A 24,650-nucleotide genomic window follows, 5' to 3' on the forward strand; every position below is an offset into this window, starting at 1 on the left:
CATGCAGGACGCAGCGGAATGGAGTGACGAACTCGATGCGCTGCGTTTTGTCGTTCCCGGTCACGGTGCATTCTGCGCCGTGCACCGTCTTGCCTTCAAGGCAGTCCTCGGGCCAGACCCGGTGCGCGAGGCGGCTCTCGCCTATTTTCATGAAAACGAGGCCGGCTTTATCGCCGCAGCCCTTGCCAAGATAAAACGTTCAAACTTGCCTGCCGGCCGCAGCTTGCATTTGAACAGCCGCGATATTCGCCGTGCGATTGCCGGGGAAGGCGAGGACGCCACGCCCCGTGTTTGCCGGGTGCTTGATCGGCACTGACTGGCCTGATGTTCCCACTTCCATCATACCGGCTCAAGGCCGGAATGACGGGGAAGTGGGAGTGCATGGCATCAAGACGGCTGCGTCTTACCGATGCTCCGCCGCGAAAATTCCAAGTTCCGCCTCGGCTTCCGGACCAAAGAGGCCGAGGTTTTTCAGAATTTCCACCGCGAAGCTGACCGGCGCGCTGCCGGCTGCCGTGATGACGCCGCCATCGCTGACCGCCTTCGGCTGGTCGTGATAAAGACCATCGCCGCTATAGGCGGGATAGGCCTTGTGTGAGGCGAGAGAATTGCCGGTGTGGGCGACATGGTTCAGGATACCCGTGCCGGCCAGCGCGCTTGCCGCCGCACAGATACCGGCAACCAGCCGGTCTTTTTCGCGAAAGCGCTGCACCAGCCCGCCAAGATCGGCGGCCGTACCCTTTTCCCAACTGAGACCGCCGGGAATGACGAGCGCATCGATGCTGTCAGGATCAAGCGCGTCATAGGAGGTTTCGGGTGTCACATTCAGCCCGCCCATCGATGTTACCGGCCGCCCGTCCGGGGTGGCATGAACGATCTCGACGCCGAGATAGCTGCGTGCCGCCGCCGTTAGCAGCGCCGGTTCCCAGTCCGCAAAATCCTGCGCCAGCGCAATCGCGATACGTGTCATGGCCGTCTCCGTCGGTTGTGATCAGGCGATGGACTGCATGTAGCGCATGCCGGTGACCGGACGTGGCGCGAAATCCATGTTTTCGTAGAAACGATGCGCCGCCACATTGCCGGTCGTGGCGCTGACGGATAGATAGTCGCAACCCAGCCGCTTGGCGATATCACGGGCACGGGAAACCAGATGCTGGCCCGTGCCGTGGCCGCGATGGCCGTCACGCACGAAGAGATGGTGCAATTCAAGCCCGCGTCGGCCTTCCTGCGCCCTGTAGAGCGGCAGAAGCAGCGCGTAGCCGATCAGCGCGCCATCGGCTTCGGCGACAAGACCATGCACCCAGGGCAGGGGGCCGAACAGGTCGCGCTCAAGCTTGGCCGGCGTGATTGCCGCCGCATCGCCGTGGTAGGAGGCGAGCAGCGTGATCATCTCGTTAAGCTCGGGCAGATCGGTCTTGCGCGCGCCGCGAATGATGACGACGGGCGGTCTTTCCAGTGTAAGGGAGCTATCTTCGGTCATTTTTTCGGTCCTTTGGTCTTATTGGTGCCGTCAGGACGTTTGAAAACAACAAAGCCGCCTGACGGCGGCTTGTTGACAATATGATCTGTCGAGCCGCCCTTAAAGGTAGGCCCAAAAGTACGAGCAGGAGATGGGTGCGCGTTCGTTGATCATGTCATTGCAATGCGCCCGAATCCGTAATCTGTCAAGCGGCTTCAATTTGCAAATCGTGCGATCGCCGAAACAATCGCATCCTCCATCCCGGCATCACCGGTGGAATGCCCGGCTCCACCTATGGCGATCAGCTGGCTTCCCGGCCATGCGGCGGCAAGCTCGTAAGCGGTGACGGGTGGCCCCTGCAGGTCGCGCATGCCCTGGATGAGTATGCCGGGGATGCCCGCCAGCACGCCGGCATTGCGCAAAAGCACGCCGTCCTCCAGCCAGGCCGCATGGTGGAAATAATGGGCGCAGAGGCGGGCGCGGGTCAGAATATAGTCGGCATCACGCCATTTTTCTGGAAAGTCCGCGCTGGACTCCGCGCTGATCGAACCCGCCTCCCACAAATGCCATTCAAGCGCCGCCATCCGGCGGATGACCGGGTCAGGATTGTTCAAAAGCTGGAGATACGCGCCGACGGGATCTTCCTTCGCCAGGTGATCCGGGATGGCCGTGATGAAGCGCTGCCATTGCTGCGGCAGGAACATCGCCAGCCCCTTGTAAAGCCAGTCGATTTCCTTTTGCCGCGTGGTGGTGACACCCGCCAGAACCATGGCGCGCACATGCCGAAGGTGGCGCTGGGCATAGGCAAGCGCAAGCGTGGAACCCCATGATGTTCCGAACACCAGCCAGTCATCGACGCCAAGCGCCGTACGAATGGCCTCCATGTCGTCGATCAGATGCTGTGTGGTGTTGTGCTCAAGGCTGACGGCGGCATTCGGCGTGCTTTGCCCGCATCCGCGTTGGTCGAACTGGATGATTCGATAACGCTCAGGATCGAAATAACGCCGCGCCGTGACCGATATTCCGGAGCCGGGGCCGCCATGCAGCAGGATTGCGGCCTGTCCCGCCGGGTTGCCCGAAATCGTCACATGCAGCCTGTGGCCTTCGGAAACATCGATGAAAACTGTGTCGAAGGGAGAGATTTCGGGCATCCGGCAGGTCTTTTTGAAAGAGATGGGACGCGCATATATCGTGCGGATGACAACTGGATGTCACCATCTCGATCCGTCGGCGTCTCAATGCTCGCCTTCGCACATGCCGTGGTCGGAAAGCGCGCGGATGACGTAACAATCCTCGATGGAATGGCCGTGGCAATGGGAGACGATGCGCTCCAGCTCGTGTTCGAGCTTTTTCAGGCTGGCGATCTTTTCGCGGACATGGGCGAGATGTTCGGCGGCGATACGGTCCGCCCCCTCACACGGCATTTGCCGGTGCTGGCTGAGCGCGATGAGTTCGCGAATGGCATCGATGTTGAGGCCAATATCACGGGCATGGCGGATAAAGGCCAGCCTTTCGAGGTCGGTTTTTTCGTAACGGCGCTGGTTACCTTCCGAACGGTCCGCCTCGCGGATGAGGCCCATCTGCTCATAATAGCGGATCGTCGGCACCTTGACGCCGGTACGCTTGGACAGTTCACCGATGGACAGCATGGCTTTCTCCATATCTCTGGCGCAGCGGCAACAGAGCGGGGTATTTCCGCCGCTCATGGTCCGATGCTCTAGTCTCTAGAGATATGGCTTTTCAGCCTGCTGTTCAATGGGTGTCAGGCGGCGGCGTCCACACCGAGCGCCTGAGCCAGCGCTTTCAGAACCTCTGCCTCGAGGCTGGATGTGGCTTCAGGTTGGGCGGAGGATGCGGCCATCTCCAGCACGGGCGTAGCTGTGGTGGAGGCGCCGCTGTCGAGGTTCCACAATGCGGCGGCAAGACCGGCGGAAACGCTGGCGGCGGCCGGTGCGACCGCGGTGGCGACGCTCTCGGCGCTCGAGATGACGCGGTGTGCGGCGCGGGTCAACTCCAGCAGGGCTTCAGTGGTGGAGTGGGTTTCCCTGTTTTTCGTCGGCTCAAGGGTCCGGACCGGAGAAGCATAATAGCTGGTGGTGGTTGCTGCGATAGTCGTCATGACTGAGTCCCCAAGTTCTGATGGAGCATTTTTAGGGGCCGAAACATTCGCGAGGATTGCGTCACGCAGGACTTGAACGAAAAATCAACACAATATAGTATACCCCCCTATACTATATGAGGTGCTTATGTCCCATACGATCCGCAACAAGGAGAAGCTTCTGGCCCGCATCCGCCGCCTGAAAGGGCAGATGGAGGCGGTGGAGCGTGCGCTTGATGACGCCAAGCCCTGCGGCGAGGTGCTGCAATTGCTGGCTTCGGTGCGTGGCGCGCTTTCCGGCCTGACGGGAGAGGTGATGCAGGAGCACCTGCACGAACATGTGGTGCACGCCGAAAATGAAGACGAGCGGGCGCGGGCGGCGGAAGAGCTGGCCCAGGTGCTGAAGACCTACATCCGCTAGCAAGCCCTCCAAAGTGTCCGCTTTGGGAAAAAGCCATGCGTGGAACGACTACCTTGAAGATCGAACAGGATAAGCGACATGACGACGACATCCGAATTCCCTGCCGCGACCGGCCACGACCATGTTTTTCTCGGCCAGAACCATGAGCGCAATGAAAAGCGTGTGTGGATGGTCATCGCGCTGACTACCGTGATGATGGTGGCAGAGATTGTCGCCGGCAACTGGTTCGGCTCCATGGCATTGACGGCAGATGGCTGGCACATGTCCACCCATGCGGGCGCGATGCTGATTTCGGCGCTGGCCTATCTTTATGCCCGGCGCGAGGCGCGCAACCCGCGCTTCACTTTCGGCACCGGCAAGTTCGGTGATCTCGCAGGCTTCGCCAGCGCCATCGTGCTGGCGGTGGTGGCGCTGCTGATCGCCGTTGAAAGCGCGATGCGGCTTTTCAATCCGGTGCAGATCGACTTCAATCAGGCGATCCTCGTCGCCGTCATCGGTCTTGCCGTCAATCTCGTCAGCGCCGTGCTTTTGAAAGATGACCATCATCATGATCACGGGCATGGACACGGCTCGCATGCCCATCATGATCACGGATCGCACGCGCATCATGGAGACCATGGCGCAGCAAAGGGCGGCAGGGACAATAATCTGCGGGCCGCCTATCTGCATGTGCTGGCGGATGCGCTGACCTCGGTTCTTGCGATCGTCGCGCTACTGCTCGGCAAATGGAACGGCTGGTCTTTCCTTGATCCGGCAATGGGCATCGTCGGCGGTCTGGTCATCGCCCACTGGTCATGGGGTCTTGTTCGCTCGACGGCGACAACCCTGCTCGATGCCGTGCCGCAGACCGAAGATCTGCCGCAGGAAATCCGTGAAAGCGTTGAGACGGAAGAGGACCGCATCACCGACCTGCATGTCTGGCAGGTGGGGCCGGGCCATCACGCCGCCATCGTGGCGATCCAGTCGCAGGCGCCGAAAGCGCCGGCTTTCTACAAGCAGAAACTTGCCGCCATACATGAACTGTCGCATGTGACAGTGGAGGTCAGCCCGGCAAGGGCCTGAGAAGAATCGCCTATTCGTATTCGGAATAGGCGCTGCGCACCCACTCGGCCTGCGCTTCCGCCTTGTCCTCGGCGGAAGCGGCCGCCGGCGTGTCCTGATAGGCCGGCGCGTTGCCATTCCCAACGGCCCACAGCACATTTGCCAGCGATTGCGAAAGAATGGTGCTGGAAACGGTGGGGTTGCCCGGGCCGCGTTTGACGGCCTGCTCCTCCGGAGTGCTCTGCGCGCTGCCGGTTTTTTCGATCTCGCGGATACGTCCCTGATAATTGTATCCGCCGATATTGCTTTCGATCTGCATGTCGGTGATTCCGCGTTCAAAAGTTAACGAAGGGTTAACGGCGGCGACTTGCCTGAAACTTGCGCTTGCTGCGTTGCAGCGACTGTCCCTGCTTGACAGGCGGTGAAGTGGTGCTTCGTTTTTGCGGGAAGGAGGATGGGGAAGAGGCAGGAAAGAGGCGGGTAGGGAGAAGTGGTCCTCCCTGATCGCGCAACGAAGACGAATAAGATCACGTCATGCCGACGCCGTTACAGGCTTCGCCCCACCCTCCGCGTCATCCTCGCCCTTGAGGCGAGGATCCATTTTTAAGCCCCATGGCGTCCGGCCGTGGATCCTCGCCTCAAGGGCGAGGATGACGCGGAGTGCGGGGTAAGGGATGATGGATGAGCAGTGCGGGGTGAGGGATGAACCCCAGAACTTATCGGACTATGCCGTTTCCTTCTCCACCGGTAAAACCGCCTCCCGCACCTTCGCGGTCTCCTCCACGGCCTCAGCCTCCTGCGGCATGGGCGTTGCCTCAACCGTCGCGTCCGGCTCCTGCGCAGCGGGTGTCACCATGGCCGCCACCAGCGTGTCGAGGCCGATCGAACCAACCGGCTTGCCGTCCTCATCCACCACATGCGCCTGTGTCTCGTTGGCCTCCGACATATCGCGGGCGATGGTTTCCAGCGTCGCACTTTCCAGAACGGACATGCCCTGAGGTTTGCTATCCAGCGGCTCCATGACAGTGGTAGCCTGCAGCACACGGCTGCGATTGACGTCGCGAACGAAGTCGGTGACGTAACCATCGGCGGGCGAGAGGATGATGCTCTGGCCGTCGCCCTGCTGCACCACTTCACCGTCCTTCAGAATGGCGATGTGGTCGCCCAGCCGCAAAGCCTCGTCCAGATCGTGGGTGATGAAGACAACTGTCTTCTTCAGCTCCTGCTGAAGATCGAGCAGCATCGTCTGCATGTCGACGCGGATCAGCGGATCGAGCGCCGAATAGGCCTCGTCCATCAAGAGAATATCGGCGTCGTTGGCAAGCGCGCGGGCAAGGCCCACACGCTGCTGCATGCCGCCGGAAAGCTGGTTCGGATAATAATCCTCGTAACCGGAAAGCCCGACACGCTCCAGCCAGTAACGGCCCTTTTCTTCGCTTTCCTTGCGCGGTACGCCCTGAATATCGAGGCCGTAGACGCTGTTTTCCAGCACGGTGCGGTGCGGCAACAGGCCGAATTTCTGGAACACCATCGCCGTCTTGAGGCGGCGGAATTTCCTGAGCGCCGAGGTGCTCATGCCGCAAATGTCGTCGCCGTCATAGAGAACCTCACCGGCTGTCGGGTCGATCAGCCGGTTGATGTGGCGGATCAGCGTCGATTTGCCGGAGCCGGACAGCCCCATGACGACGGTAATCTTGCCGCCCGGCATGGTGATGTTGATGTTGTTGAGGCCAAGCACGTGGTTGTGTTTGTCGTTCAGCTCCACCTTGTCCATGCCGGATCGCACCGCTTCGAGGTATTTCTCGGGATGCTTGCCGAAGATCTTATAGAGGTTGCGGATTTCGATGCTTTTAGCCATGGGAGACCTCGCGGTATTTCTGCAGACGCTTGCCAAAAGCCTGGCTCGCCCGGTCAAACATGATGGCGATGGCGACCAGAGCGAAACCGTTCAGGAAGCCCACCGTGAAGAACTGGTTGTTGATGGCCTGCAGCACGTTCTTGCCAAGCCCGCCGACGCCGACCATGGAGGCGACGACGACCATGGCGAGCGCCATCATGATGGTCTGGTTGATGCCGGTCATGATGGTGGGCAGCGCCAGCGGCAGCTGCACGTTGAACAGCTTCTGGCGGTTGGAAGACCCGAAGGCGTCGGCCGCCTCAAGCACTTCGCGATCCACCAGACGGATGCCGAGGCTGGTCAGGCGAATGACCGGCGGAATGGCGTAGATCACCACCGCAATCAGGCCCGGTACCTTGCCGATGCCGAAAATCACCACCACGGGGATGAGATAAACAAAGCTGGGCAGGGTCTGCATCACGTCCAGCACGGGGTTGATGAGGCGCTGCAACCGTTCGGAGCGTCCCATCAGGATGCCGAGCGGCAGGCCGATGACGATGGCGATCAGCGTGGCGATGGCGACGATGGAAAGCGTCGTCATGGCGTCGCGCCACAGGCCGACCGCGCCGATCATGAGGAGCGAGATGGCAGTGCCGCCGGTGATCTTGAAGCTGCGCCCGGCCAGATGCACGATGGCGAGAATAACCAGCATCGTCACGATCCACGGGGTCTGGATGAACAGCCGCTCCGAGGCGTTGAGAAAGAGTTGCAGCGGATGCACGATCACATCGATCGCATCGCCATAATTGCGCACGATGTCGCGAAAACCGTCATCGATGGTTTTGCGTGCCACACGCATCGTGGAGTTGTCGATGGCCGGGAACTTGCAGAGCAGGTCCGGCAGGTAATTGCAGAGGGCCATTATTGTTGTTTTCCCTTTGGGTTTTGGGATGGGCGGCGGAGGTTGGAGTGCGCGGGCACCCCCCTCTGTCCTGCCGGACATCTCCCCCTCAAGGGGGGAGATCGACAAGCGGCGAGATATCGCCCATCACACACGTTGCGGATTCGGCAGAAGAGTGCTTCCTGCCGATCTCCCTCCTTGTGGGGGAGATGCCCGGCAGGGCAGAGGGGGGTAAAGCCTCGGATACCAACCGAAACTTCCCCCTCCCATCAACCAATCACATCGAAGCCTTGATCTTCTCCGCCACCTCGGCCGGAACCCACTTCGTCCAGATTTCCTCATGGTTTTCGAGGAAATACTCCGCCCCATCCTCGTTGGTACCCTGGTTTTCATCCATCCAGGCAAGGATTTCGGCGACCATCTTGTTGTCCCAGTTGCGGGCCTTCAGATAATCCATCGTCACACCGGCCTTGCCTTCGAAATCCTTGGTGATGACGGTAAAGACATCGGCCACCGGATAGGCATTGACCTTGGGATCCGCACAATCGACCTTGGCCGTGCACTCGTCGAAATGGGCGCGGTCAAGCTCAACGCCGTCATCCAGCTTCACCATCTCGTATTTGCCGAGAATGGCGGTGGGCGACCAGTAATAGCCGAGCCAGCCCTGTTTCTTTTCGAATGCATTGGCGATCGAGCCGTCAAGGCCGGCGGCCGAGCCGGTATCGACGAGGGTAAAGCCCTTTTTGTCGCCTTCGCGCGCCTTGTAGAGATTGGTAGTCGTCACCTGGCAGTTCCAGCCGGAGGGGCAATTGTGCACGGCGCCCTTGCTGGCGTCTTCCGGAGCGGGGAAGAGCTCGGGATGTTTCAGCGCATCCTCGACGGTCTTGATATCGGGGTGTTCGTCGGCGATGAATTTCGGGATCCACCAGCCTTCGATGCCGCCTTCGGAAAGGATTTTGGAGGCTTCGATCAGCCGGCCGTCCTTGACGGCAGCGTCAAGCGGCTCGCGCACGGCGTTCACCCACAATTCGGGCGCCATATCAGGCTGGCCCTTGTCGTTCATGGAGGCGAAGGTCGGCATGGTATCGCCGCTGATGACGTTGACCGTGCAGTCATAGCCGTTTTCCATGATGAACTTGTCGACGTAAGCCGCGACACCGGCGGATGCCCAGTTCATTTCGGCGATGGTGATGCTGCCGCACTCTTCGGCGGCATTGGCGGAATTTGCTGCACCGGCAGCGATGATAAAGCCCGTTACGAGAATGGTCGAGGCTAGGAGTTTCTTCATGGTGTAAGACCCCCAAGTCTGATGCAGTGTTTTCAATTGGCAAAGCGGGAGCACTGCAAAGCCCGGATTGCCAAGGGCGAACTGACATGGCGCGTGAAAAAGCCGAAAAAATCCGGCATCAAGAATATCCGCAAGACGTGCTGCAGGATTGCCGCGGGAAGGGCGGCGAAAAGGCGCATGAATATGTCAACGACCGGCATAATACGGCCAAAAAGTGATATTGCAACGCGAAATGGCGCATCGCAGCCATGCGTTCGATTTTCGGAACATTTCCCCATGTCGTGTAATACATGGGAGTTATTTGGATTTATGAGAGATATATTTTGAGTTGCAGTATCTGGAAATAAAAATTTACTAGTGGCGAAAGTTGCATTTATAGAAGAGACGCAGTCGAGATTTTGTGGAAAAAATATTCATAAAGAGGTTTTTTGTGGGTATTTTCGTCTCTGGAAGGGTCGGGCGACGATTGAATCGCCGCCCTTTTTGCAATCAGTGTCTCACACGGCGTCTTTGCCCGCCACCTTCAGCGCGAAGGCATATTCGAAGGCAATTTCCTCCAGCCGCTGGAAACGGCCCGACTTGCCGCCATGGCCCGCCGCCATGTTGGTTTTCAGCAGGATGGGGGCTTCCCCGGTGGTTTTCTCGCGCAGTTTCGCCACCCATTTGGTCGGTTCCCAATAGGTCACGCGCGGATCGGTGAGGCCGGAAAGCGCCAGCAATGGCGGATAGGGTTTCTCGCTGACATTGTCATAGGGGCTGTAGGCGGCGATCCAGCCATATTCCTCCGCCGATTCCAGCGGATTGCCCCATTCGGGCCATTCCGGAGGGGTCAGCGGCAGGGTATCATCCAGCATGGTGGTCAGCACGTCCACGAAGGGAACGGCGGCGATGATGCCGGCGAATTTCTCCGGCGCCATGTTGGCGACAGCCCCCATCAGCATGCCACCGGCCGAGCCGCCTTCGGCGATGATGCCGGCGTAAGAGGTGAAACCTTCCTGAACCAGATGATCGGCAGAGGCGATGAAGTCTTTGAAAGTGTTCTGCTTGTCTTCCATCTTGCCGGTTTCGTACCACTCGAAACCCTTGTCCTTGCCGCCGCGAATATGGGCGATGGCATAGATGAAACCACGGTCGGCGAGCGACAGCGTAGTGGTGGAGAAGGAGGCGGGAATGCTGATGCCGTAAGCGCCATAACCATAAAGCAGGCAGGGCGCGGAACCATCAAGCGGCACATCCTTGCGGTAGAGCAGCGAGACCGGCACCAGCTGGCCATCATGGGCAGGGGCCATGATGCGGCGGGTAATGTAATCATCGGGGTTGTGGCCCGATGGCACTTCCTGCGTCTTCAAGAGCGTGCGCTCGCGCGTCACCATATCGTAATCGAACAGCTGGCTCGGCGTCGTCATCGAGGAATAGGAGAAGCGGATGACGTTGGTGTCGTATTCCGCCGCACCATGCAGGCCGAGCGAATAGGCCTCTTCGGCAAAGGCTATGGAATGTTCCTCGCCCGTGCGGCGATCGCGGATGACGATGCGTGGCAGGCCGTCGCGACGTTCCAGCCAGATCAGATGGCGGGCATAGGCATCGACGGAAAGAATGAGACGACCCGGCTCGTGCGGCACGGTCTCTTTCCAGTTTTCCTTGCCCGGTGCGGTAACCGGCGCTTCCATGATGCGGAAATCCTTGGCGTCGCCGTCATTGGTGAGGATGTAGAAAACGTCGCCGCCCTCGCACATCGAATATTCGATGCCCTCTTCGCGCTCCGCCACCACCGCAGGTTCGGCCATCAGATCCTTGGTGGAAAGCAGCCGGTATTCGCTGGTTTCATGATCGTGAATGTCGATGAAGATGAAATCGTCGAGAACGGACGCGCCGACACCCATGAAGAAGCCGGGGTCGGTTTCCTCATAGACCAGCCGGTCGGCCGATTGCGGTTCGCCGATAATGTGGTGGAAGACCTTGGAGGGGCGATGGTTTTCATCCTGCAGCGTATAGAAGAAGCTCTTGCCATCAGGCGCCCATGCGCCGCCGCCACCGGTGTTTTCCACGATGTCGGCAAGGTCTTCACCGGTTTCGAGGTTGCGGATGCGCAGGGTGAAATATTCCGAGCCCTTGTCGTCATAACCCCAGATGCCGTGGCTGTGATCGGAGGACTGGTCGAGACCGGCCAGACGGAAATAATCCTTGCCTTCCCCTTCCTTGTCGCCGTTCAACAGCACGTGTTTTTCGCCGCCATCACGCGGGGTGCGGAAATAATGCGGCTGCTCGCCGCCGGTCACGAACAATGTCCCGTAAGCATAAGGCCCATCATTCACAGGCACGGAAGAATCGTCCTGCTTGATGCGGCCCTTCATTTCTTCGAACAGCTTTTCCTGAAGCGCCTTGGTGTCGCCCATGGCCGCTTCCATATAGGCGTTCTCGGCCTCCAGATGGGTGCGGATGGCCGGGTCGAGCAGGGTAGGGTCCTTGAACATGGCCTGCCAGTTATCGGCCCGGAACCATGCGTAATCGTCGGTGCGGGTAATGCCGTGATGCGTGTCCTGAACGGGCCGTTTTTCGGCGGTCGGGGCGGCGGGCAGGTTCTTGAAAATCGGCAAGGGAAACTCGCTTTCGTATGAAAAATCCGTGGTCGCTACCAAGGTGCGGCACCAAGATGTAGAGTGACCCTCCCGGCCGATCAAGTTTCAAATCTCCACAGATGAAATGAGGCTTCGGCACAATTTCGTCGGCTTTCGATCACATTTTGGCAATATCTGGCAAATCGGCGATGATGCGCGGCGGTTGCCGGCCGAACGTCCTCTGCTCGAAACAGACCAAAAGACAAGAACAAACGAAAAAACTGACAGGATCCCATGCGAAAGCTTCTTCCCGCTGCCCTTTCTGCCTTTTTCCTTGGCTTGCAGGCCTTCGACCCCGCTTTTGCGATCGACGCCAGCGTCATGCGGCAGCTGAATGCGCTTGCCCCGGAAGAGCGTCTCGAGCAGCGCTGCGATATCGAGGCGATGGAAAGGATAGCGACGGAGCAGAAGGGCATGCGGCCGGACAAGGTCATCGCCTATACCTTTGGTGATCCCGAGGTTGGCAAGAACTCCATCAAGGCGCCGGGTGCGGTCTTCAGAAGTTCCGGCGAATGGTACAAGCTCAAATACAAGTGCCAGCTCAAGAGCGACAGCCTCAGCATCCAGACCTTTGATTACCGCGTCGGCGACAGGATTCCCGAAGAGCAGTGGAAGAAGTTGTATCTTTATGACTAAGCAAGGATTTTTTCGGTTGCGGGCAGGGGTTTAGCCGCCACTTTTCTTGCCGCTCCGCCACTGGCTCTGTAACCCTGCTTGCCGATCAAAGCGAGGGAGACGGGCATGGCGACACGATTCAAGGGACTTTCGGCTTTTCCGATAACGCCGGCCGATGAGGCCGGGCGGGTGGACACGCAGGCCTTCTCCGCCCTGATCGAACGGCTGGATGCGGCGGCGGTCGACTCCATCGGCATTCTCGGCAGCACCGGCATCTACATGTACCTCACGCGGGAAGAGAGACGCCGCGCCATCGAGGCGGCAGCTGCGGTCCTCAAGGGCAAGCGCATATTGATGGCCGGCGTCGGCGCCTTGCGCACCGATGAAGCGGTGGCGCTGGCCAGGGATGCGGAAGCTGCCGGCGCCGATGCCCTGTTGCTGGCGCCCGTCTCCTACACGCCGCTGACGCAGGAAGAGGCCTATCACCATTTCGCCGCCGTGGCCGGCGCAACGGCCCTGCCGCTCGCCATCTACAACAATCCGACGACTACCCGCTTTGCCTTCAGCGACGAGCTTCTGGTGCGGCTTGCCTATATCCCGAATATCCGCGCCATCAAAATGCCGCTGCCGGCCGATTCCGATTATGCGGGTGAGCTCGCGCGGCTGAGGCCGAAGCTGTCGGATGATTTCGCCATCGGCTACAGCGGCGACTGGGGCTGCGCCGAGGCGACACTTGCCGGCGGCGACACCTGGTACAGTGTGGTTGCCGGCCTGCTGCCGGTTGCAGCCCTGCAATTGATGCGGGCGGCTCAGGCCAAGAATGCGGAAGAGGCAAAAAGGATCGATGCCGCATTCCAGCCGCTCTGGGCGCTGTTCAAGGAATTCGGCAGCATCCGCGTGGTTTACGCCGCGGCCAACATCCTGCAATTGACGGCGTGCGAACCGCCCCGGCCGATCCTGCCGCTCACCAGCGCGGAACGACAGCGGGTGGAAGAGGCGCTGGAAGCCCTGTCCGCGCTGGAAACCGCGTCATAATTCGGGCGCTTTGCGGGCGGATTGCCACGGGATTATACTTCGGAAAACCAAAAATGCTGCGTCGCCTCTTCATTGCCGCCCTGTTAGTATCTGCCTCATCCGCCGCATTCGCGGGCACCGGCCTCGTCGAGCCGACGCTGAAAATGACGCCGCGACATGACGGCAACGTGCGGGTGGCGATGACGCTTGATGCCTGCATGGGCAAGACCGATCACCGCATCCTCGATACGCTGGTGAAGGAGCGCATTCCGGCAACGATCTTCGTCACCGCCCGCTGGTTAAAACACAATGGCGAGGCGCTCGCCGTGCTTACGGCGCATCCAGACCTGTTCGAGATCGAAAACCACGGCGAAAACCACGTGCCGGCGGTGGATAAGCCGGTGTCCATCTACGGCATCGCCGCTGCCGGTTCGGAAGCGGCGGTCGAGCAGGAAGTGGAAGGCGGCCGCCAGGCGATCGTCGCTGCCACCGGTCTCCAGCCGCAATGGTTCCGTGGGGCGACGGCCAAATACACCAGGTCCTCCATGGCCACCATCAACCGGCTTGGAATGCGGGTGGCCGGTTATTCCGTCAATGGCGATGGCGGCTCGCTGCTGGGGGCGGCCATGACAGCAAAACACATCGCCTCCGCAAAGGATGGCGATGTCATCATCTCCCACATCAACCAGCCCACCCATGAGGCGGGCGAGGGCGTGGTGAAAGGCCTTCTGGCGCTGAAAGCCCGCGGCGTGGTGTTTACGAGGCTGGACGACCCATCTTTTTCGCCGCCGGGGAATTAATCCAAAAGGTTGCCTCTCGTTTCTTCTCCCCACGGGGGAGAAGATGGCCCGAAGGGTCAGATGAGGGGGCAAGCTCTCCGCATATCTCTACCGTAGCCCCCTTATCCGGCGCTGCGCGCCACCTTCTCCCCGGCGGGGAGAAGAAATATGCCGCACTCTCTCTCTACCGGAAGCAGCCTCATCAAGGCTGGAAATTGAAGATATATCCCCACATCCACGCCCGTTTTTCGGCGGCGCGGACCAGAAAATTGCGCTAGCATCCTCCCATGATGCTGTTCAAACGCCCCGACACCGAAACGCTGTATTCCGCCCTTGTGAACAAGGACCCCGCCTATGAAGGCGTGGCCTATGTCTGCGTGACCTCGACCAAGATCTTTTGCCGCTTCACCTGCACGGCGCGAAAACCGAAGATCGAAAATTGCCGGTTCCGCGAGACCATCGCCGAATGCCTTGAGGCGGGTTTTCGCCCCTGCAAGCGCTGCAAGCCGATGTTGTCCTATGGCGCTCCTGACGAGACCGTCACCTCGCTTCTGACGGCGCTGGAAAACGAACCGGCGCGGCGCTGGTGCGAGGAGGATGTGGTGGTGCTGGGACACGATCCCTCCACCGTGCGCCGCACCTTCAAGCGTCGTTTTGGAATGAGCTTTCTGGAAATCGCCCGGCTGCGCCGGCTCGGAGACGCGGCGACGAGCCTTGCCTCGGGTGAGGCGGTGATCGGCGCGCAGATCGATGCGGGTTACGAATCCGGCAGCGGCTTTCGCTCGGCGATCAACCAGTTCTTCGGCACGTCGCCCGTCGCCCTGAAGGGCAAGGGGTTTTTGAAGGGTGACTGGATCGATACGCCGATCGGCCCGATGCTGGTCGTTGCCGACGATCATGCCCTGCATCTGCTTGAATTCGCCGACCGGCCGGCCCTTCCGGCCGAGCTGAAGCGGCTGAAGGCCCGCACCGGCGCGGATATGGTGCTGGGCCGCACCGCGGTGACCGGCCAGATCGCGGCGGAACTTGCCGCCTATTTCGCCGGCAGTTCGGCTGCCTTCGAAACCCGGCTCGCCGGCCACGGCACGCCCTTCGAGCGCGATGTCTGGCGCAACCTGCGGGAAATTCCGGTGGGTGAGATCGTCAGCTATTCCTCGCTGGCAACCAGCATGGACAGGTCATCCGCCGTGCGCGCCGTGGCCCGCGCCAATGGCGCCAACCAGATTGCGATCGTCGTGCCCTGCCATCGGGTGCTGGGGGCGGATGGCAGCCTGACCGGTTATGGTGGAGGCCTGTGGCGGAAGAAATGGCTGATCGAGCATGAGCGCCGCATGGCGGGCGCGCAGGGGGAGGGGCAGAGAATGCCGCTCGCTTCCTGAGGGTCTTGGCTGTTGGATTTTGGGGGGTTGTTCATTTAGTTGAGCGGGGTGTGTGGGGCTTTACCCCCCTCTGCCCTGCCGGGCATCTCCCCCACAAGGGGGGAGATCGATTCGCGGCTGTGTCTCGTTCATCTCGACGTTAGAGTATGAAGTGGTGGAAGAGCGTCTTGCCGATCTCCCTCCTTGTGGGGGAGATGCCCGGCAGGGCAGAGGGGGGTAAACCACACGCGCCCTCCGCCCGCCATCAACTGACACCGCCCCTAAACCCACATCTGGAGCGATTTCGCGTTTCTTCGAATCACGAAAACACTCCAATCCCCTGTCTTGTCGCTTTTCCAGCCAGAAAACCGCCGCTCAATCCGGCAATTTGGGAACCACCTTGCGCGAAGGAAACAGTTCTCGCGTCACCGTCATGGCAATCAGCGACAGCGGCAGCGCCAGCATGGCGCCGGCCGCCCCCCACATCCACGTCCAGAAGATGATCATCACGAAGACGAGGAACGGGTTGATCTCCATGTTGCGGCCTACGACAGCCGGAAAGGCGAGGTTTTCCATCAACAGGTGAATGGTGAAGAAGATCGCCGCCGGCATGAGTGCGAAAATCATGTTGTCATGGGTGATGATGCCGGCCACCGTCAGCGATATCGTCATGGCGGTGATGCCGAGAAACGGCACGAAGCTGGAGAGAAAGGCGAACAGCCCCCAGAGGAGCGGCATGGCCAACCCGCCCAAATAGGCGATAACCACCATCGTCACGCCAAGCCCGGCATAGATCAGCGCCGCCGTGGCGAAATAGGTGCCGAGCACTTCTTCCACCGAGCCGATGATGCGGATGGTTCTGAGACGCTGGTGGCGGGCCGGAAAGGCCATGATGATCGCCTTGCGCAGCCGCAGCCGGCTATAGAGAAACATCAGCAGCGCGGCGAGGAAGATCAGCCCCTGAATGACGGCGGGCGTGATGTTGGCGCCGAGCACGGAAATGATTTCGCCGCTGCGCGAAATCAGCGATTCCATCGACATCGACCCCATGCTGAAACTCGCCGCCGAAATATTCAGCCATCTGAGACTTTGCAGATAGGGCAGGAAGCGGTCGATGCTGCGCTCCACCAGCGCCGGCCCTTCCGAAGCGAGCAGGGAAAGCGGCTCGCTCAGCGAATTGACCACCAAGAACATCACCGCCGCCACGAGCGTGGAGAGAATGAGCGCGACGCCGAAACCGGGAATGCCATAGGAGCCGAGTTTTTCGGCGGCGATGCCAAGGATCATGCCGACCACGATGGCCATCACCACCGGGATGAGGATGAGCGACAATTCGTGAATGACCGCCATGAGCATGATGAGGAAGATGCCGATCACCGACCAGGCGACAACGACATCAAGCGCTTCGCGGCCGAGCGGCTGCTGGCTGCGCGCATCGTCGCGGCGTGAACCGGAGGCGGGGGGGTCCAGCGGATCAGCCCTTGCCACCGGCGCGGCTGCGGTGCTGGCCACGTGATGGCCCAAAATACCGGTTTTGTCCGGTCTGGCATTTTCATTCATCGAACGGTCCCCCAATAAGGGGACAAACGTTCGAAAAATATGGCGGTTCCGGGGCGGCGCAAATTTTTGGCCGCCCCGTTTTATGTTTATGCGGAAAGCTTTAGTCCGATGCCCCATGGGTCTTTCAAAACGATGCCATCGCTTTGCCGCTCGGTCGCGATTTCCAGTCGGTCGAGCGCGGCGACAGCCTTTTCGAGTGCTTCAGGCTCGTTGAATTTCAGCGAGTAACCGGCAAGCCCCGTCATATTGTCCTTGCGCGCCGCAGCACCCCGGCTGTTCCAGATATTGGCGGCCACATGGTGGTGATAGGCCCCGGAGCCGAAGAAGCTGGCGCCCGGATACCGCGTCATGATGTTCAGCCCCAGCACGTCCTGATAAAATTCATCCGCCTGCGGAATATTGCCGACCTGCAGATGAATATGGCCGATGGCCGTTCCCTCCGCCGCACCGGCAAAAGCGGTTTTCGGTGCGCTGTCATAAAGTGCCTGAAGATTGAGGGCGAGGGTAGCCATCTCCACCGTGCCATCAGGCTGGTAGGTCCATTCCGACGGCTGCCGGTCGCGATAGACCTCGATACCGTTGCCTTCCGGGTCGGCAAGGTAGATCGCCTCGCTGACCAGATGATCGGACGCGCCCTGAAGCTGGACGTTGTTATGCGCCGCATGCGCCAGCCATTGCGCCAGATCATCGCGGCTCGGCATCAGGAAGGCGGTGTGGAACAGGCCGGCGGCATTGCGCGGCGCGCGTTCCGCCGTGTTGGAGGTGGAAAGTGTCAAGAGCGGCTGGCCATTCACGCCCAGAACCTCGCCGCTTTTGCTCTTTTCAAGCACCGAAAGGCCGATGATCTTCTGGTAGAAATCCGAAACGCGCGGCAGATCGTGGACGACGAGATGAGCCTGCCCGACATAGGCCGGCCGCGTCAGGGCGAATTGTTTGATTTCACTCATCATAATCTCCATATTGAATATGACGCGCCGGAAAGCGGATCGGCGGTCACCGGCATTGGCCGACGCCGCTTTGCGGCGTTTGTCTGTGGTGAATATGGGCGGATTTTGTCGTTCAGCAAAGATCGCCTTATGGCGATTGACCGTTCACTATTTGTTGACAATGCCCTGTTGCGAGACCGGCACAGCCTTGACTTCGATCAAGGCGGACCAAGCGATGGCAGGGAAATATGAGCTTGAGCACGACACGCGAAACGGCGGAATAAGCCAAAGGAGACAGCCATGTACAAGAAGATCATCGTACCGGTAGACCTCAGCGCCACCGACAAGGGGGAAAAAATCCTTGAAAAGGCCAAGGCGCTGCTGGACGCCGATGGCGAGATCGTCCTCATCAACGTGGTTGAGGAACTACCCGGCTACATGGCGATCGACCTGCCCGTCGATCTCATCGAAAACGCCATCAAGGACGCCAAGACGAAGCTTGCGGACCTCAAGGCGAAGAGCGGCTTCAAGGGCAGCCAGGAAATTCGCAGCGGTGCGCCTGCGCGCGAAATCATCGCCGCCGCCGAGCAACACAAGGCGGACCTCATCATCATCGCGTCGCATACGCCGGATTTCAGCAATTATTTCATCGGCGCCACCGCCGACCGCGTGGTGCGCCACGCCAAATGTTCGGTGCTGATCGACCGGTAAGAGCGGCCATAAAAAGGGTTGCGGGCGAATGGCCGCCCGCACCGGCTGGAGGAAAACACCATGAATGTCGAGAGTTACGAGAAAATCCTGCGCGACCGCCAGCGTGAGCTTTATCGCCGCCTGCACCGCATCGAGGCCGATTTCGAACAGCCGCGTAATCCCGATGACGAGGAGCGCGCCACGGAGCGCAACAATGACGAGGTGCTGGATGAGATGGGGCAGGTGGGGCAGGACGAGCTGCGCGCCATCGACGCAGCGCTCGACCGCATCACCAGGGGCACCTTCGGCACCTGCGTCAAATGCGGCAAGACGATCTCGGAGGACCGTTTGAAGGCGGTGCCCTATACGCCGTTCTGTCAGGAATGTGCTGCGGCTTTGTGATAAGGTGGAAGTGAAGGCTTGGGTGGCACGACATCACGGCAAGTTTCTTCTCCCCGCCGGGGAGAAGGTGGCCCGAAGGGTCGGATGAGGGGGCAAGCTCTCCGCATATCTCTGACCTCGCCCCCTCATCCCGCTGCCGCGGACTTCTCCCCGGCGGGGAGAAGAAATAGGCGGCAACCGCTCGCTCCATCGGCGATTGCTGTGGCCGCAGAACGACCCGTACCTCTCCTTTCGCAACAGCCTCGAACGCAATTTGATCGACGTTAACCGGCTGCTGTCTTGTTCCTGTCTAATATTGTCTCCATGCTTTGATGGAAGCACGCAGACGGGAATGGACTATGAGTGATTTGTGGCGGTTCGGGCGCAAATATGATTTTCACGAGATTGTCGCCGATGGCATCGTCCATGGCGTCGGCATTGTTTTTGCGCTGGTCGGCGCCACGGCGCTGATTTTTTACGCCACCGTCTGGGGTACGCTGAGCGCGATTGCGGCCGCGTGGATTTATGGTTTCGGTCTGGTTGCCTGTCTTTCCGTGTCCTTCACTTACAATATCTGGCCGCATTCCCGAGTAAAGTGGTTCCTGCGTCGGCTGGATCACTCGGCGATCTTCATCCTGATTGCCGCCACCTATACGCCCTTCCTGATGCGCGGCATCAACGATCCGCTGATCGCCACCATGCTGGGGTTGATCTGGCTCACCGCGCTTTGTGGTATCTTCCTCAAATGTGTCTTCCCCGGCCGATACGACCGGGTGGCCATCGGCCTTTATCTCGCCATGGGCTGGAGCGGCATCATGGTGGTAGAGCCCCTGTCGTCGCATCTCGCTCCCGTCACGCTCTGGCTGATCGTCGCCGGCGGCGTCATCTATTCGCTTGGCGTGATCTTCCATGTCTGGGAAAAACTGCGCTTCCAGAATGCCATCTGGCACGGTTTCGTCGTCACCGCCGCCGCCATTCATTATTTCGCCGTGGTCACCGCTTTCAGCCTTGTTCCGCTGGCGTCCTGAATAGCCTCCCCCTATCACGCCGCAGACACTGGACAGGCCGCGGCGTCATCGCTTAAGGCTCGTGAGGATCGCGACCGCAACCATGCCGGCGCGTATTCCGCAATGAGCGAGGGCGAAGGATAATGACCGTGGAACTGCGTGACGCGACCGTGTATGATCTCTCCGGCATCATGGAGATTTACAATGATGCGGTCGTCAATACGACGGCGATCTGGAACGAGGTGCTGGTCGATCTGGAAAACCGCAAGGAGTGGTTCGCTGCGCGCAAGGCGCGGGGCTTTCCGGTCATCGTCGCCATCCTTGACGGCAAGGTTGCCGGCTACGCATCCTATGGCGACTGGCGCGCTTTCGACGGTTACCGCCACACCCGCGAACATTCGGTCTATGTGCACAAGGACGCGCGCGGCCACGGCATCGGCAAGCGGCTGATGCAGGCGCTGATCGACCACGCTTCCGGCAATGACGTGCATGTGCTGATCGCCGCCATCGAAGCGGAAAACACCGCTTCCATCCGCCTGCACGAAAGCCTCGGTTTTAAGGTTGTCGGAAGGTTTTCGGAAGTCGGCACCAAGTTCGGCCGCTGGCTGGATTTGACGTGTATGGAGCTGAAGCTCTGAGCTGAAAGCTGAAGGCCACCTGTATATCGAGCGGGCGCCGCGTTGTTCTTCTCCCCGTCGGGGAGAAGTCCGCGGCAGCGGGATGAGGGGGCAAGCTCTCGGTCTATCGTCGGCGTTGCCCCCTCATCCGACCCTTCGGGCCACCTTCTCCCCGGCGGGGAGAAGAAACAAGCGGCACCGTTTTGATCCACATACGGTCGAGTGAGAGACTCTCAGCCCCTCAAACCGGCTCAAACACCATCGAATGGCCGTTGATACAGTAACGCAGGCCGGTCGGCGGCGGCCCGTCCGGAAAAACGTGGCCGAGGTGGCCGCCGCAATTGGCGCAGCGGATTTCGGTACGCACCATGCCGTGACTGGCGTCGCGCAGTTCCGTCACCGCGTCGGGTTTGATCGGCTCGAAATAGCTCGGCCAGCCGCAGCCGGCATCGAACTTGGTGTCGGAGAGGAATAGCGGTTCGTCACAGGCGGCGCAGCGGTAGAGGCCTTTTTCGGTCGAGTTCCAATAGGGACCGGTGAAAGGGCGCTCCGTGCCGTGCTCGCGCAGAATGTGATATTGCTCCGGCGTCAGTTGTTCACGCCAGTCGGCATCGCTCTTGTTGACTTTGGGGGGCGTCAGATCGCTCATGGAATGATCCTTTCTGTTCCTGCCAGAAATAGTCATCGCCGCCACGGATTGAAAGAGGGCAGACCGTCATAACGCGTTCGTTATGAGCCGGAAGTGTCGATTTGGGTTGAGATGCCTTTAGCTATGCCTTAACTGAAAAAATCGATTTAAAGAGAACGCCAGTCATTGGCGCGCAGGGGTGGGGGACACCCCAGGCAGATGTGTGGGGGACACCCCGGGAGATGTGAATGACACCAGATGTCACGCCGCTGACATTCCTGTCGCTGTTTCTGCCGTTTATGGCAGCACTCGCCGCACCGGTGCTGGTGAAGAAGTTGGGGCACAATGCCGCCTGGGTGCTGGCGCTTGCGCCGGGGCTGGCCTTTGTCCATTTCGCGCTGATGCTGCCCGACATTGCGGCGGGCGGTGTGGTGACGGGCGGTTACGCCTGGGTGCCGAGCTTCAATCTCAGTTTCTCCTGGTTCATCGATGGCCTGTCGCTCACCTTCGCGCTGCTGATCACCGGCATCGGCCTGCTGATCGTGCTTTATGCCGGCGGTTACATGAAGGGCCATCCGCAGCAGGGCCGCTTCCTGTCCTTTCTGCTTCTGTTCATGGGGGCGATGCTGGGCGTCGTGGTCTCCGACAGCCTGCTGATGCTGTTCGTTTTCTGGGAACTGACCTCCATCACCTCGTTCCTGCTGATCGGCTTCGATCATGAGCGTGCCGCCTCGCGCCGCGCCGCCCTGCAGGCGCTGGTGGTGACGGGTGGCGGCGGTTTGCTGCTGCTTGCCGGGCTGATCTTCATCTGGGACATCAGCGGCATGACGCAGCTGTCGATGCTGGTGCGCGGCGGCGATATTTTGCGCGACAGCCCGTTTTATCTCGCCGCACTGCTTCTGGTCCTCGGCGGTGCCTTCACCAAATCGGCGCAGTTTCCCTTCCATTTCTGGCTGCCGAACGCCATGGAAGCACCGACACCTGTTTCGGCCTATCTGCATTCGGCAACCATGGTGAAGGCCGGCGTCTATCTGTTGATGCGCCTCAACCCGGTTCTCGGAGACACGGCCGCCTGGCAGATCCTGCTGCCCTTCTTCGGTGGGCTGACCATGCTCACCGGCGCGTTGCTGGCCGTGCGCCAGACCGACCTGAAACTGATGCTTGCCTATACCACCGTTTCGTCGCTCGGCCTTCTGGTGATGCTGACGGGCTTCGGTTCGGACCATGCCATTGAAGCCGCGGTGCTTTATCTGGTGGCGCATTCGCTGCTCAAGGGCGCGCTGTTCATGGTCGCCGGCATCATCGACCACGAGACCGGTACGCGCGATGTCACGAAGCTTGGCGGCTTGCGCAAGGCCATGCCGATCACCTTTGCAGCGGCGCTGGCCGCAGCGATTTCCATGGCCGGCCTGCCGCCGTTTTTCGGCTTTCTCGCCAAGGAAGAGATTTATTACGCGCTGGCGCATGGCAATCCGCGCGCCGTGCTGTTTACCGGCATCGCCATTTTCGGCAACGCGCTGATGTTCGCCGTCGCCTTTGCGGTGGGACTGAAACCCTTCCTCGGCAAGCCGGTGAAAACGCCGAAACATGCGCATGAGGGGCCGCTGCTGCTCTGGCTCGGCCCGGCGCTGCTGGCGCTGAAGGGGCTCACCATCGCTCTCTTTTCCGGCATCGCGCATTTCTACATCTCCATCCCCATGGCAAGCGCCATTGCCGGTGAGCCGCGTCCGGTGGAAATCTCGCTCATTCCCCATATCGGCGTGCCGCTCGGCCTGTCCCTGCTCACGGTCGCGCTCGGCATCGTCCTTTATACGCAGCTTGTCCCGCTCCGCGGCCTGACGGACCGCACGTTCAAGGCGCTGGGAGCCGGGCCGGACAGGGGTTTCGATGTCTTCATCGACGCGCTGGTGAAAATCTCCTTCCACGTCACGCGGCTCATTCAGCCCGGCCGGCTGGAATTTTATGTCACCGCCACCTTCGCCGTCATCGCCGCCGTGCTGCTTGTGCCGCTATTTCTTTACGGCGAACTTCCGGCGATGCCCTCTTGGCCGCACGATATGCAGATCCATGAACTGACCTTCATCGCCATCGCGGTGGCGGGGCTTCTTGCAGTGCTGACGGCATCGAGCCGGCTCACCGCCATCATCGCGCTTGGCATTCAGGGCTTTGCGGTGGCGGTCATTTTCCTGCTGTTCGGCGCGCCCGACCTGTCGTTTACGCAGTTCATGGTCGAGACCCTGTCGGTGGTCATTCTGACGCTGGTCATGACGCGGCTTCGCCTGTCGCCGTCGGACCATCGCGGACTTGGCCAGAAGCTCCTGGACAGCACCATCGCCATTGCCTGCGGAACCGGCTTTGCCCTGTTCCTGATGCGGGCGACGGAGGCGAGCTTCGACAACCGCCTGACGGACTTCTACAACACCTATTCCAAGGTCATCGCCCACGGCGCCAATGTCGTGAATGTCATCATCGTCGATTTCCGCGGTACGGATACGCTGGGCGAAATCGCGGTGGTGATGATCACCGGCCTTGCCATCCTCGCGCTCATCCGCATCCGCCCGGCCGCCGCCGTCAAGGGACCGGCGAAAACGGCGAAAAAGAAGGGAGCACGGGCATGAATACGTTGATCCTGCGCACCGTCGCCCCCGTTGTCACCAGCCTCATGGTGCTGTTTTCCATCTTCGTGCTGCTGCGAGGCCATAACGAGCCGGGCGGCGGCTTCATTGGCGGATTGGTCGCGGTCTCGGCGCTGGCAATCTATGGCATCGCTTATGGTGTGGCGGCGGTCAGACGCGCCATCGTGTTTCATCCGCTCGCCATCGCCGGAGCAGGGTTGCTGATGGCGATGTTGTCCGGCGTCGTGTCGATGGCCGCAGGCGTGCCCTTCATGACCGGGCTCTGGGTCTATCCGAGCCTGTTCGGCGTCGAGGTGCCGCTTTCCACCGTCATGTCCTTCGATATCGGCGTTTACCTCGTCGTGGTCGGCGCCATCACCTCCATTGCGCTGGCACTGGAAGAAAGGGAAAGCGACTGATGGAAGCGGTCTTTTCCATTCTCGTCGGCATCTTCTTTTCGGTGGCGATCTATCTCATGCTGTCTCGACACAGCATCCGCATGCTGCTCGGCATCGCCATTCTCGGCAACGCGGTCAATCTGTTGCTGTTCACCGCGGGCAGGCTGACGCGCGAAGTGCCGGCGATCATTCCGGCCGGCATGGATACGCTGCCGGCGGGTGCTGCCAATCCGCTGCCGCAGGCGCTGATCCTCACGGCAATCGTCATTTCCTTTTCCTTCTTCTGTTTCCTTCTGGTGCTGACCTGGCGTGCGTTCCAGGAATTGCAGACCGACGACACGGACGAAATGCGCACCGCAGAACCGGCCGGCGAGCCTATGCCGCCGCTCGGTTATTGAG

28 protein-coding genes are annotated in these 24,650 nt (G+C 60.3%); 15 read left to right on the forward strand and 13 right to left on the reverse strand.

Annotated features, from left to right (window positions below; translation table 11 throughout):
• Nucleotide 1 precedes the first annotated feature (1 nt).
• The gene (locus DXT96_RS02100) at nt 2-316 is read left to right on the forward strand and encodes a hypothetical protein (protein ID WP_153513366.1); all 315 of its coding nucleotides are present in this window, start codon (nt 2-4) and stop codon (nt 314-316) included.
• 87 nt (nt 317-403) lie between these two features.
• Here the strand turns inward: DXT96_RS02100 and DXT96_RS02105 are convergent, their stop codons facing one another.
• The 5 genes from DXT96_RS02105 to DXT96_RS02125 all read right to left on the reverse strand — a co-directional run bounded on the left by DXT96_RS02105 (nt 404) and on the right by DXT96_RS02125 (nt 3,578).
• Nucleotides 404-970 (reverse strand): type 1 glutamine amidotransferase family protein, encoded by a 567-nt coding sequence (locus DXT96_RS02105; RefSeq protein ID WP_153513367.1) that lies wholly within the window; start codon nt 968-970, stop codon nt 404-406.
• A gap of 21 nt (nt 971-991) precedes the next feature.
• Nucleotides 992-1,480, reverse strand: a complete 489-nt coding sequence (locus DXT96_RS02110) for a GNAT family N-acetyltransferase (protein ID WP_003509304.1) — start codon at nt 1,478-1,480, stop codon at nt 992-994.
• 194 nt (nt 1,481-1,674) lie between these two features.
• Nucleotides 1,675-2,610, reverse strand: coding sequence for a prolyl aminopeptidase (gene pip / locus DXT96_RS02115; RefSeq protein WP_153513368.1), 936 nt, complete (start codon nt 2,608-2,610; stop codon nt 1,675-1,677).
• 84 nt (nt 2,611-2,694) lie between these two features.
• On the reverse strand, nt 2,695-3,108 hold the full coding sequence (locus DXT96_RS02120; RefSeq protein ID WP_035218370.1) for a helix-turn-helix domain-containing protein: 414 nt from the start codon (nt 3,106-3,108) through the stop codon (nt 2,695-2,697).
• Nucleotides 3,109-3,221: 113 nt separating this feature from the next.
• Nucleotides 3,222-3,578, reverse strand: a complete 357-nt coding sequence (locus DXT96_RS02125) for a hypothetical protein (protein ID WP_153513369.1) — start codon at nt 3,576-3,578, stop codon at nt 3,222-3,224.
• A 127-nt stretch (nt 3,579-3,705) separates the two neighbouring features.
• Between DXT96_RS02125 and dmeR the strand changes: the two genes are divergently transcribed.
• Both dmeR and dmeF read left to right on the forward strand, forming a co-directional pair.
• Nucleotides 3,706-3,978: a Ni(II)/Co(II)-sensing transcriptional repressor DmeR gene (dmeR, locus tag DXT96_RS02130; RefSeq protein WP_003509296.1), complete on the forward strand. Its 273-nt coding sequence runs from the start codon at nt 3,706-3,708 to the stop codon at nt 3,976-3,978.
• 78 nt (nt 3,979-4,056) lie between these two features.
• Nucleotides 4,057-5,040 (forward strand): CDF family Co(II)/Ni(II) efflux transporter DmeF, encoded by a 984-nt coding sequence (dmeF, locus tag DXT96_RS02135; protein ID WP_153513370.1) that lies wholly within the window; start codon nt 4,057-4,059, stop codon nt 5,038-5,040.
• Nucleotides 5,041-5,050: 10 nt separating this feature from the next.
• Here the strand turns inward: dmeF and DXT96_RS02140 are convergent, their stop codons facing one another.
• The 5 genes from DXT96_RS02140 to DXT96_RS02165 form a co-directional block, all read right to left on the reverse strand.
• On the reverse strand, nt 5,051-5,338 hold the full coding sequence (locus DXT96_RS02140) for a hypothetical protein (RefSeq protein WP_149898828.1): 288 nt from the start codon (nt 5,336-5,338) through the stop codon (nt 5,051-5,053).
• A gap of 405 nt (nt 5,339-5,743) precedes the next feature.
• On the reverse strand, nt 5,744-6,877 hold the full coding sequence (locus DXT96_RS02145) for a glycine betaine/L-proline ABC transporter ATP-binding protein (protein WP_153513371.1): 1,134 nt from the start codon (nt 6,875-6,877) through the stop codon (nt 5,744-5,746).
• Complete coding sequence (locus DXT96_RS02150) at nt 6,870-7,778, reverse strand: proline/glycine betaine ABC transporter permease (protein WP_149898830.1); 909 nt, start codon at nt 7,776-7,778, stop codon at nt 6,870-6,872. The genes DXT96_RS02145 and DXT96_RS02150 overlap by 8 nt, the downstream gene beginning before the upstream one ends.
• A gap of 256 nt (nt 7,779-8,034) precedes the next feature.
• Nucleotides 8,035-9,045 (reverse strand): ABC transporter substrate-binding protein, encoded by a 1,011-nt coding sequence (locus DXT96_RS02155; RefSeq protein WP_153513372.1) that lies wholly within the window; start codon nt 9,043-9,045, stop codon nt 8,035-8,037.
• Between the two features lie 497 nt (nt 9,046-9,542).
• Complete coding sequence (locus DXT96_RS02165; protein ID WP_153513373.1) at nt 9,543-11,642, reverse strand: S9 family peptidase; 2,100 nt, start codon at nt 11,640-11,642, stop codon at nt 9,543-9,545.
• 255 nt (nt 11,643-11,897) lie between these two features.
• On the opposite strand from DXT96_RS02165, the gene DXT96_RS02170 reads away from it, so the two are divergent.
• From DXT96_RS02170 to DXT96_RS02185, 4 genes are all read left to right on the forward strand, one after another.
• The gene (locus DXT96_RS02170) at nt 11,898-12,299 is read left to right on the forward strand and encodes a DUF930 domain-containing protein (protein WP_153513374.1); all 402 of its coding nucleotides are present in this window, start codon (nt 11,898-11,900) and stop codon (nt 12,297-12,299) included.
• A gap of 105 nt (nt 12,300-12,404) precedes the next feature.
• On the forward strand, nt 12,405-13,313 hold the full coding sequence (locus tag DXT96_RS02175; protein WP_153513375.1) for a dihydrodipicolinate synthase family protein: 909 nt from the start codon (nt 12,405-12,407) through the stop codon (nt 13,311-13,313).
• Nucleotides 13,314-13,366: 53 nt separating this feature from the next.
• Entirely contained in the window at nt 13,367-14,092 is a 726-nt protein-coding gene (locus DXT96_RS02180) for a polysaccharide deacetylase family protein (protein WP_153513376.1), read from the forward strand.
• A 266-nt stretch (nt 14,093-14,358) separates the two neighbouring features.
• Nucleotides 14,359-15,450 (forward strand): bifunctional transcriptional activator/DNA repair enzyme AdaA, encoded by a 1,092-nt coding sequence (locus tag DXT96_RS02185; protein ID WP_153513377.1) that lies wholly within the window; start codon nt 14,359-14,361, stop codon nt 15,448-15,450.
• A 354-nt stretch (nt 15,451-15,804) separates the two neighbouring features.
• On the opposite strand, the gene DXT96_RS02190 is transcribed toward DXT96_RS02185, so the two are convergent.
• Together DXT96_RS02190 and DXT96_RS02195 are read right to left on the reverse strand one after the other, a co-directional pair.
• On the reverse strand, nt 15,805-16,989 hold the full coding sequence (locus DXT96_RS02190) for an AI-2E family transporter (protein ID WP_153513378.1): 1,185 nt from the start codon (nt 16,987-16,989) through the stop codon (nt 15,805-15,807).
• An 86-nt stretch (nt 16,990-17,075) separates the two neighbouring features.
• Nucleotides 17,076-17,936 carry a VOC family protein gene (locus tag DXT96_RS02195; protein WP_153513379.1) on the reverse strand — a complete coding sequence of 287 codons (861 nt, stop codon included), beginning with the start codon at nt 17,934-17,936 and terminating at the stop codon, nt 17,076-17,078.
• Between DXT96_RS02195 and DXT96_RS02200 the strand changes: the two genes are divergently transcribed.
• The 5 genes from DXT96_RS02200 to DXT96_RS02220 all read left to right on the forward strand — a co-directional run bounded on the left by DXT96_RS02200 (nt 17,919) and on the right by DXT96_RS02220 (nt 20,631).
• Entirely contained in the window at nt 17,919-18,167 is a 249-nt protein-coding gene (locus DXT96_RS02200) for a hypothetical protein (protein ID WP_153513380.1), read from the forward strand. The two genes, DXT96_RS02195 and DXT96_RS02200, sit on opposite strands and share 18 nt — an antisense overlap.
• Before the next feature lie 48 nt (nt 18,168-18,215).
• Nucleotides 18,216-18,626: a universal stress protein gene (locus DXT96_RS02205; protein ID WP_149898841.1), complete on the forward strand. Its 411-nt coding sequence runs from the start codon at nt 18,216-18,218 to the stop codon at nt 18,624-18,626.
• 60 nt (nt 18,627-18,686) lie between these two features.
• On the forward strand, nt 18,687-19,007 hold the full coding sequence (locus DXT96_RS02210) for a TraR/DksA C4-type zinc finger protein (RefSeq protein WP_153513381.1): 321 nt from the start codon (nt 18,687-18,689) through the stop codon (nt 19,005-19,007).
• Nucleotides 19,008-19,345: 338 nt separating this feature from the next.
• Entirely contained in the window at nt 19,346-20,014 is a 669-nt protein-coding gene (locus DXT96_RS02215) for a hemolysin III family protein (protein WP_149898843.1), read from the forward strand.
• Nucleotides 20,015-20,136: 122 nt separating this feature from the next.
• On the forward strand, nt 20,137-20,631 hold the full coding sequence (locus DXT96_RS02220) for a GNAT family N-acetyltransferase (protein ID WP_153513382.1): 495 nt from the start codon (nt 20,137-20,139) through the stop codon (nt 20,629-20,631).
• A gap of 220 nt (nt 20,632-20,851) precedes the next feature.
• Here the strand turns inward: DXT96_RS02220 and msrB are convergent, their stop codons facing one another.
• Nucleotides 20,852-21,259, reverse strand: coding sequence for a peptide-methionine (R)-S-oxide reductase MsrB (gene msrB, locus DXT96_RS02225; RefSeq protein WP_149898845.1), 408 nt, complete (start codon nt 21,257-21,259; stop codon nt 20,852-20,854).
• Nucleotides 21,260-21,486: 227 nt separating this feature from the next.
• Between msrB and DXT96_RS02230 the strand changes: the two genes are divergently transcribed.
• The 3 genes from DXT96_RS02230 to DXT96_RS02240 are packed head-to-tail and all read left to right on the forward strand — an operon-like array spanning nt 21,487 to nt 24,649.
• The gene (locus DXT96_RS02230) at nt 21,487-23,856 is read left to right on the forward strand and encodes a putative monovalent cation/H+ antiporter subunit A (protein ID WP_153513383.1); all 2,370 of its coding nucleotides are present in this window, start codon (nt 21,487-21,489) and stop codon (nt 23,854-23,856) included.
• Nucleotides 23,853-24,272, forward strand: coding sequence for a Na+/H+ antiporter subunit B (locus tag DXT96_RS02235; RefSeq protein WP_149898847.1), 420 nt, complete (start codon nt 23,853-23,855; stop codon nt 24,270-24,272). Before DXT96_RS02230 ends, DXT96_RS02235 begins: the two co-directional genes overlap by 4 nt.
• Entirely contained in the window at nt 24,272-24,649 is a 378-nt protein-coding gene (locus DXT96_RS02240; RefSeq protein ID WP_142839358.1) for a Na+/H+ antiporter subunit C, read from the forward strand. The genes DXT96_RS02235 and DXT96_RS02240 overlap by 1 nt, the downstream gene beginning before the upstream one ends.
• The last annotated feature ends 1 nt before the right edge of the window (nt 24,650 follow it).

Source organism: Agrobacterium sp. ICMP 6402, from assembly GCF_009498615.1.
In the GTDB taxonomy this organism is placed as follows: domain Bacteria; phylum Pseudomonadota; class Alphaproteobacteria; order Rhizobiales; family Rhizobiaceae; genus Agrobacterium; species Agrobacterium burrii.

Excerpts from the sequence above, each read along its gene's own strand:
- DXT96_RS02210 (WP_153513381.1), top strand. The coding sequence starts at position 18,687 with ATGAATGTCGAGAGTTACGAGAAAATCCTGCGCGACCGCCAGCGTGAG.
- dmeF (WP_153513370.1), top strand. The coding sequence starts at position 4,057 with ATGACGACGACATCCGAATTCCCTGCCGCGACCGGCCACGACCATGTT.
- DXT96_RS02185 (WP_153513377.1), top strand. The coding sequence starts at position 14,359 with ATGATGCTGTTCAAACGCCCCGACACCGAAACGCTGTATTCCGCCCTT.
- DXT96_RS02235 (WP_149898847.1), top strand. The coding sequence starts at position 23,853 with ATGAATACGTTGATCCTGCGCACCGTCGCCCCCGTTGTCACCAGCCTC.
- DXT96_RS02195 (WP_153513379.1), bottom strand. The coding sequence starts at position 17,936 with ATGAGTGAAATCAAACAATTCGCCCTGACGCGGCCGGCCTATGTCGGG.
- pip (WP_153513368.1), bottom strand. The coding sequence starts at position 2,610 with ATGCCCGAAATCTCTCCCTTCGACACAGTTTTCATCGATGTTTCCGAA.
- DXT96_RS02240 (WP_142839358.1), top strand. The coding sequence starts at position 24,272 with ATGGAAGCGGTCTTTTCCATTCTCGTCGGCATCTTCTTTTCGGTGGCG.
- msrB (WP_149898845.1), bottom strand. The coding sequence starts at position 21,259 with ATGAGCGATCTGACGCCCCCCAAAGTCAACAAGAGCGATGCCGACTGG.
- DXT96_RS02155 (WP_153513372.1), bottom strand. The coding sequence starts at position 9,045 with ATGAAGAAACTCCTAGCCTCGACCATTCTCGTAACGGGCTTTATCATC.
- DXT96_RS02140 (WP_149898828.1), bottom strand. The coding sequence starts at position 5,338 with ATGCAGATCGAAAGCAATATCGGCGGATACAATTATCAGGGACGTATC.
- DXT96_RS02220 (WP_153513382.1), top strand. The coding sequence starts at position 20,137 with ATGACCGTGGAACTGCGTGACGCGACCGTGTATGATCTCTCCGGCATC.
- DXT96_RS02100 (WP_153513366.1), top strand. The coding sequence starts at position 2 with ATGCAGGACGCAGCGGAATGGAGTGACGAACTCGATGCGCTGCGTTTT.
- DXT96_RS02150 (WP_149898830.1), bottom strand. The coding sequence starts at position 7,778 with ATGGCCCTCTGCAATTACCTGCCGGACCTGCTCTGCAAGTTCCCGGCC.
- DXT96_RS02215 (WP_149898843.1), top strand. The coding sequence starts at position 19,346 with ATGAGTGATTTGTGGCGGTTCGGGCGCAAATATGATTTTCACGAGATT.
- DXT96_RS02230 (WP_153513383.1), top strand. The coding sequence starts at position 21,487 with ATGACACCAGATGTCACGCCGCTGACATTCCTGTCGCTGTTTCTGCCG.
- DXT96_RS02125 (WP_153513369.1), bottom strand. The coding sequence starts at position 3,578 with ATGACGACTATCGCAGCAACCACCACCAGCTATTATGCTTCTCCGGTC.
- DXT96_RS02110 (WP_003509304.1), bottom strand. The coding sequence starts at position 1,480 with ATGACCGAAGATAGCTCCCTTACACTGGAAAGACCGCCCGTCGTCATC.
- DXT96_RS02145 (WP_153513371.1), bottom strand. The coding sequence starts at position 6,877 with ATGGCTAAAAGCATCGAAATCCGCAACCTCTATAAGATCTTCGGCAAG.
- DXT96_RS02180 (WP_153513376.1), top strand. The coding sequence starts at position 13,367 with ATGCTGCGTCGCCTCTTCATTGCCGCCCTGTTAGTATCTGCCTCATCC.
- DXT96_RS02170 (WP_153513374.1), top strand. The coding sequence starts at position 11,898 with ATGCGAAAGCTTCTTCCCGCTGCCCTTTCTGCCTTTTTCCTTGGCTTG.
- DXT96_RS02105 (WP_153513367.1), bottom strand. The coding sequence starts at position 970 with ATGACACGTATCGCGATTGCGCTGGCGCAGGATTTTGCGGACTGGGAA.
- DXT96_RS02205 (WP_149898841.1), top strand. The coding sequence starts at position 18,216 with ATGTACAAGAAGATCATCGTACCGGTAGACCTCAGCGCCACCGACAAG.
- dmeR (WP_003509296.1), top strand. The coding sequence starts at position 3,706 with ATGTCCCATACGATCCGCAACAAGGAGAAGCTTCTGGCCCGCATCCGC.
- DXT96_RS02175 (WP_153513375.1), top strand. The coding sequence starts at position 12,405 with ATGGCGACACGATTCAAGGGACTTTCGGCTTTTCCGATAACGCCGGCC.
- DXT96_RS02120 (WP_035218370.1), bottom strand. The coding sequence starts at position 3,108 with ATGCTGTCCATCGGTGAACTGTCCAAGCGTACCGGCGTCAAGGTGCCG.
- DXT96_RS02190 (WP_153513378.1), bottom strand. The coding sequence starts at position 16,989 with ATGAATGAAAATGCCAGACCGGACAAAACCGGTATTTTGGGCCATCAC.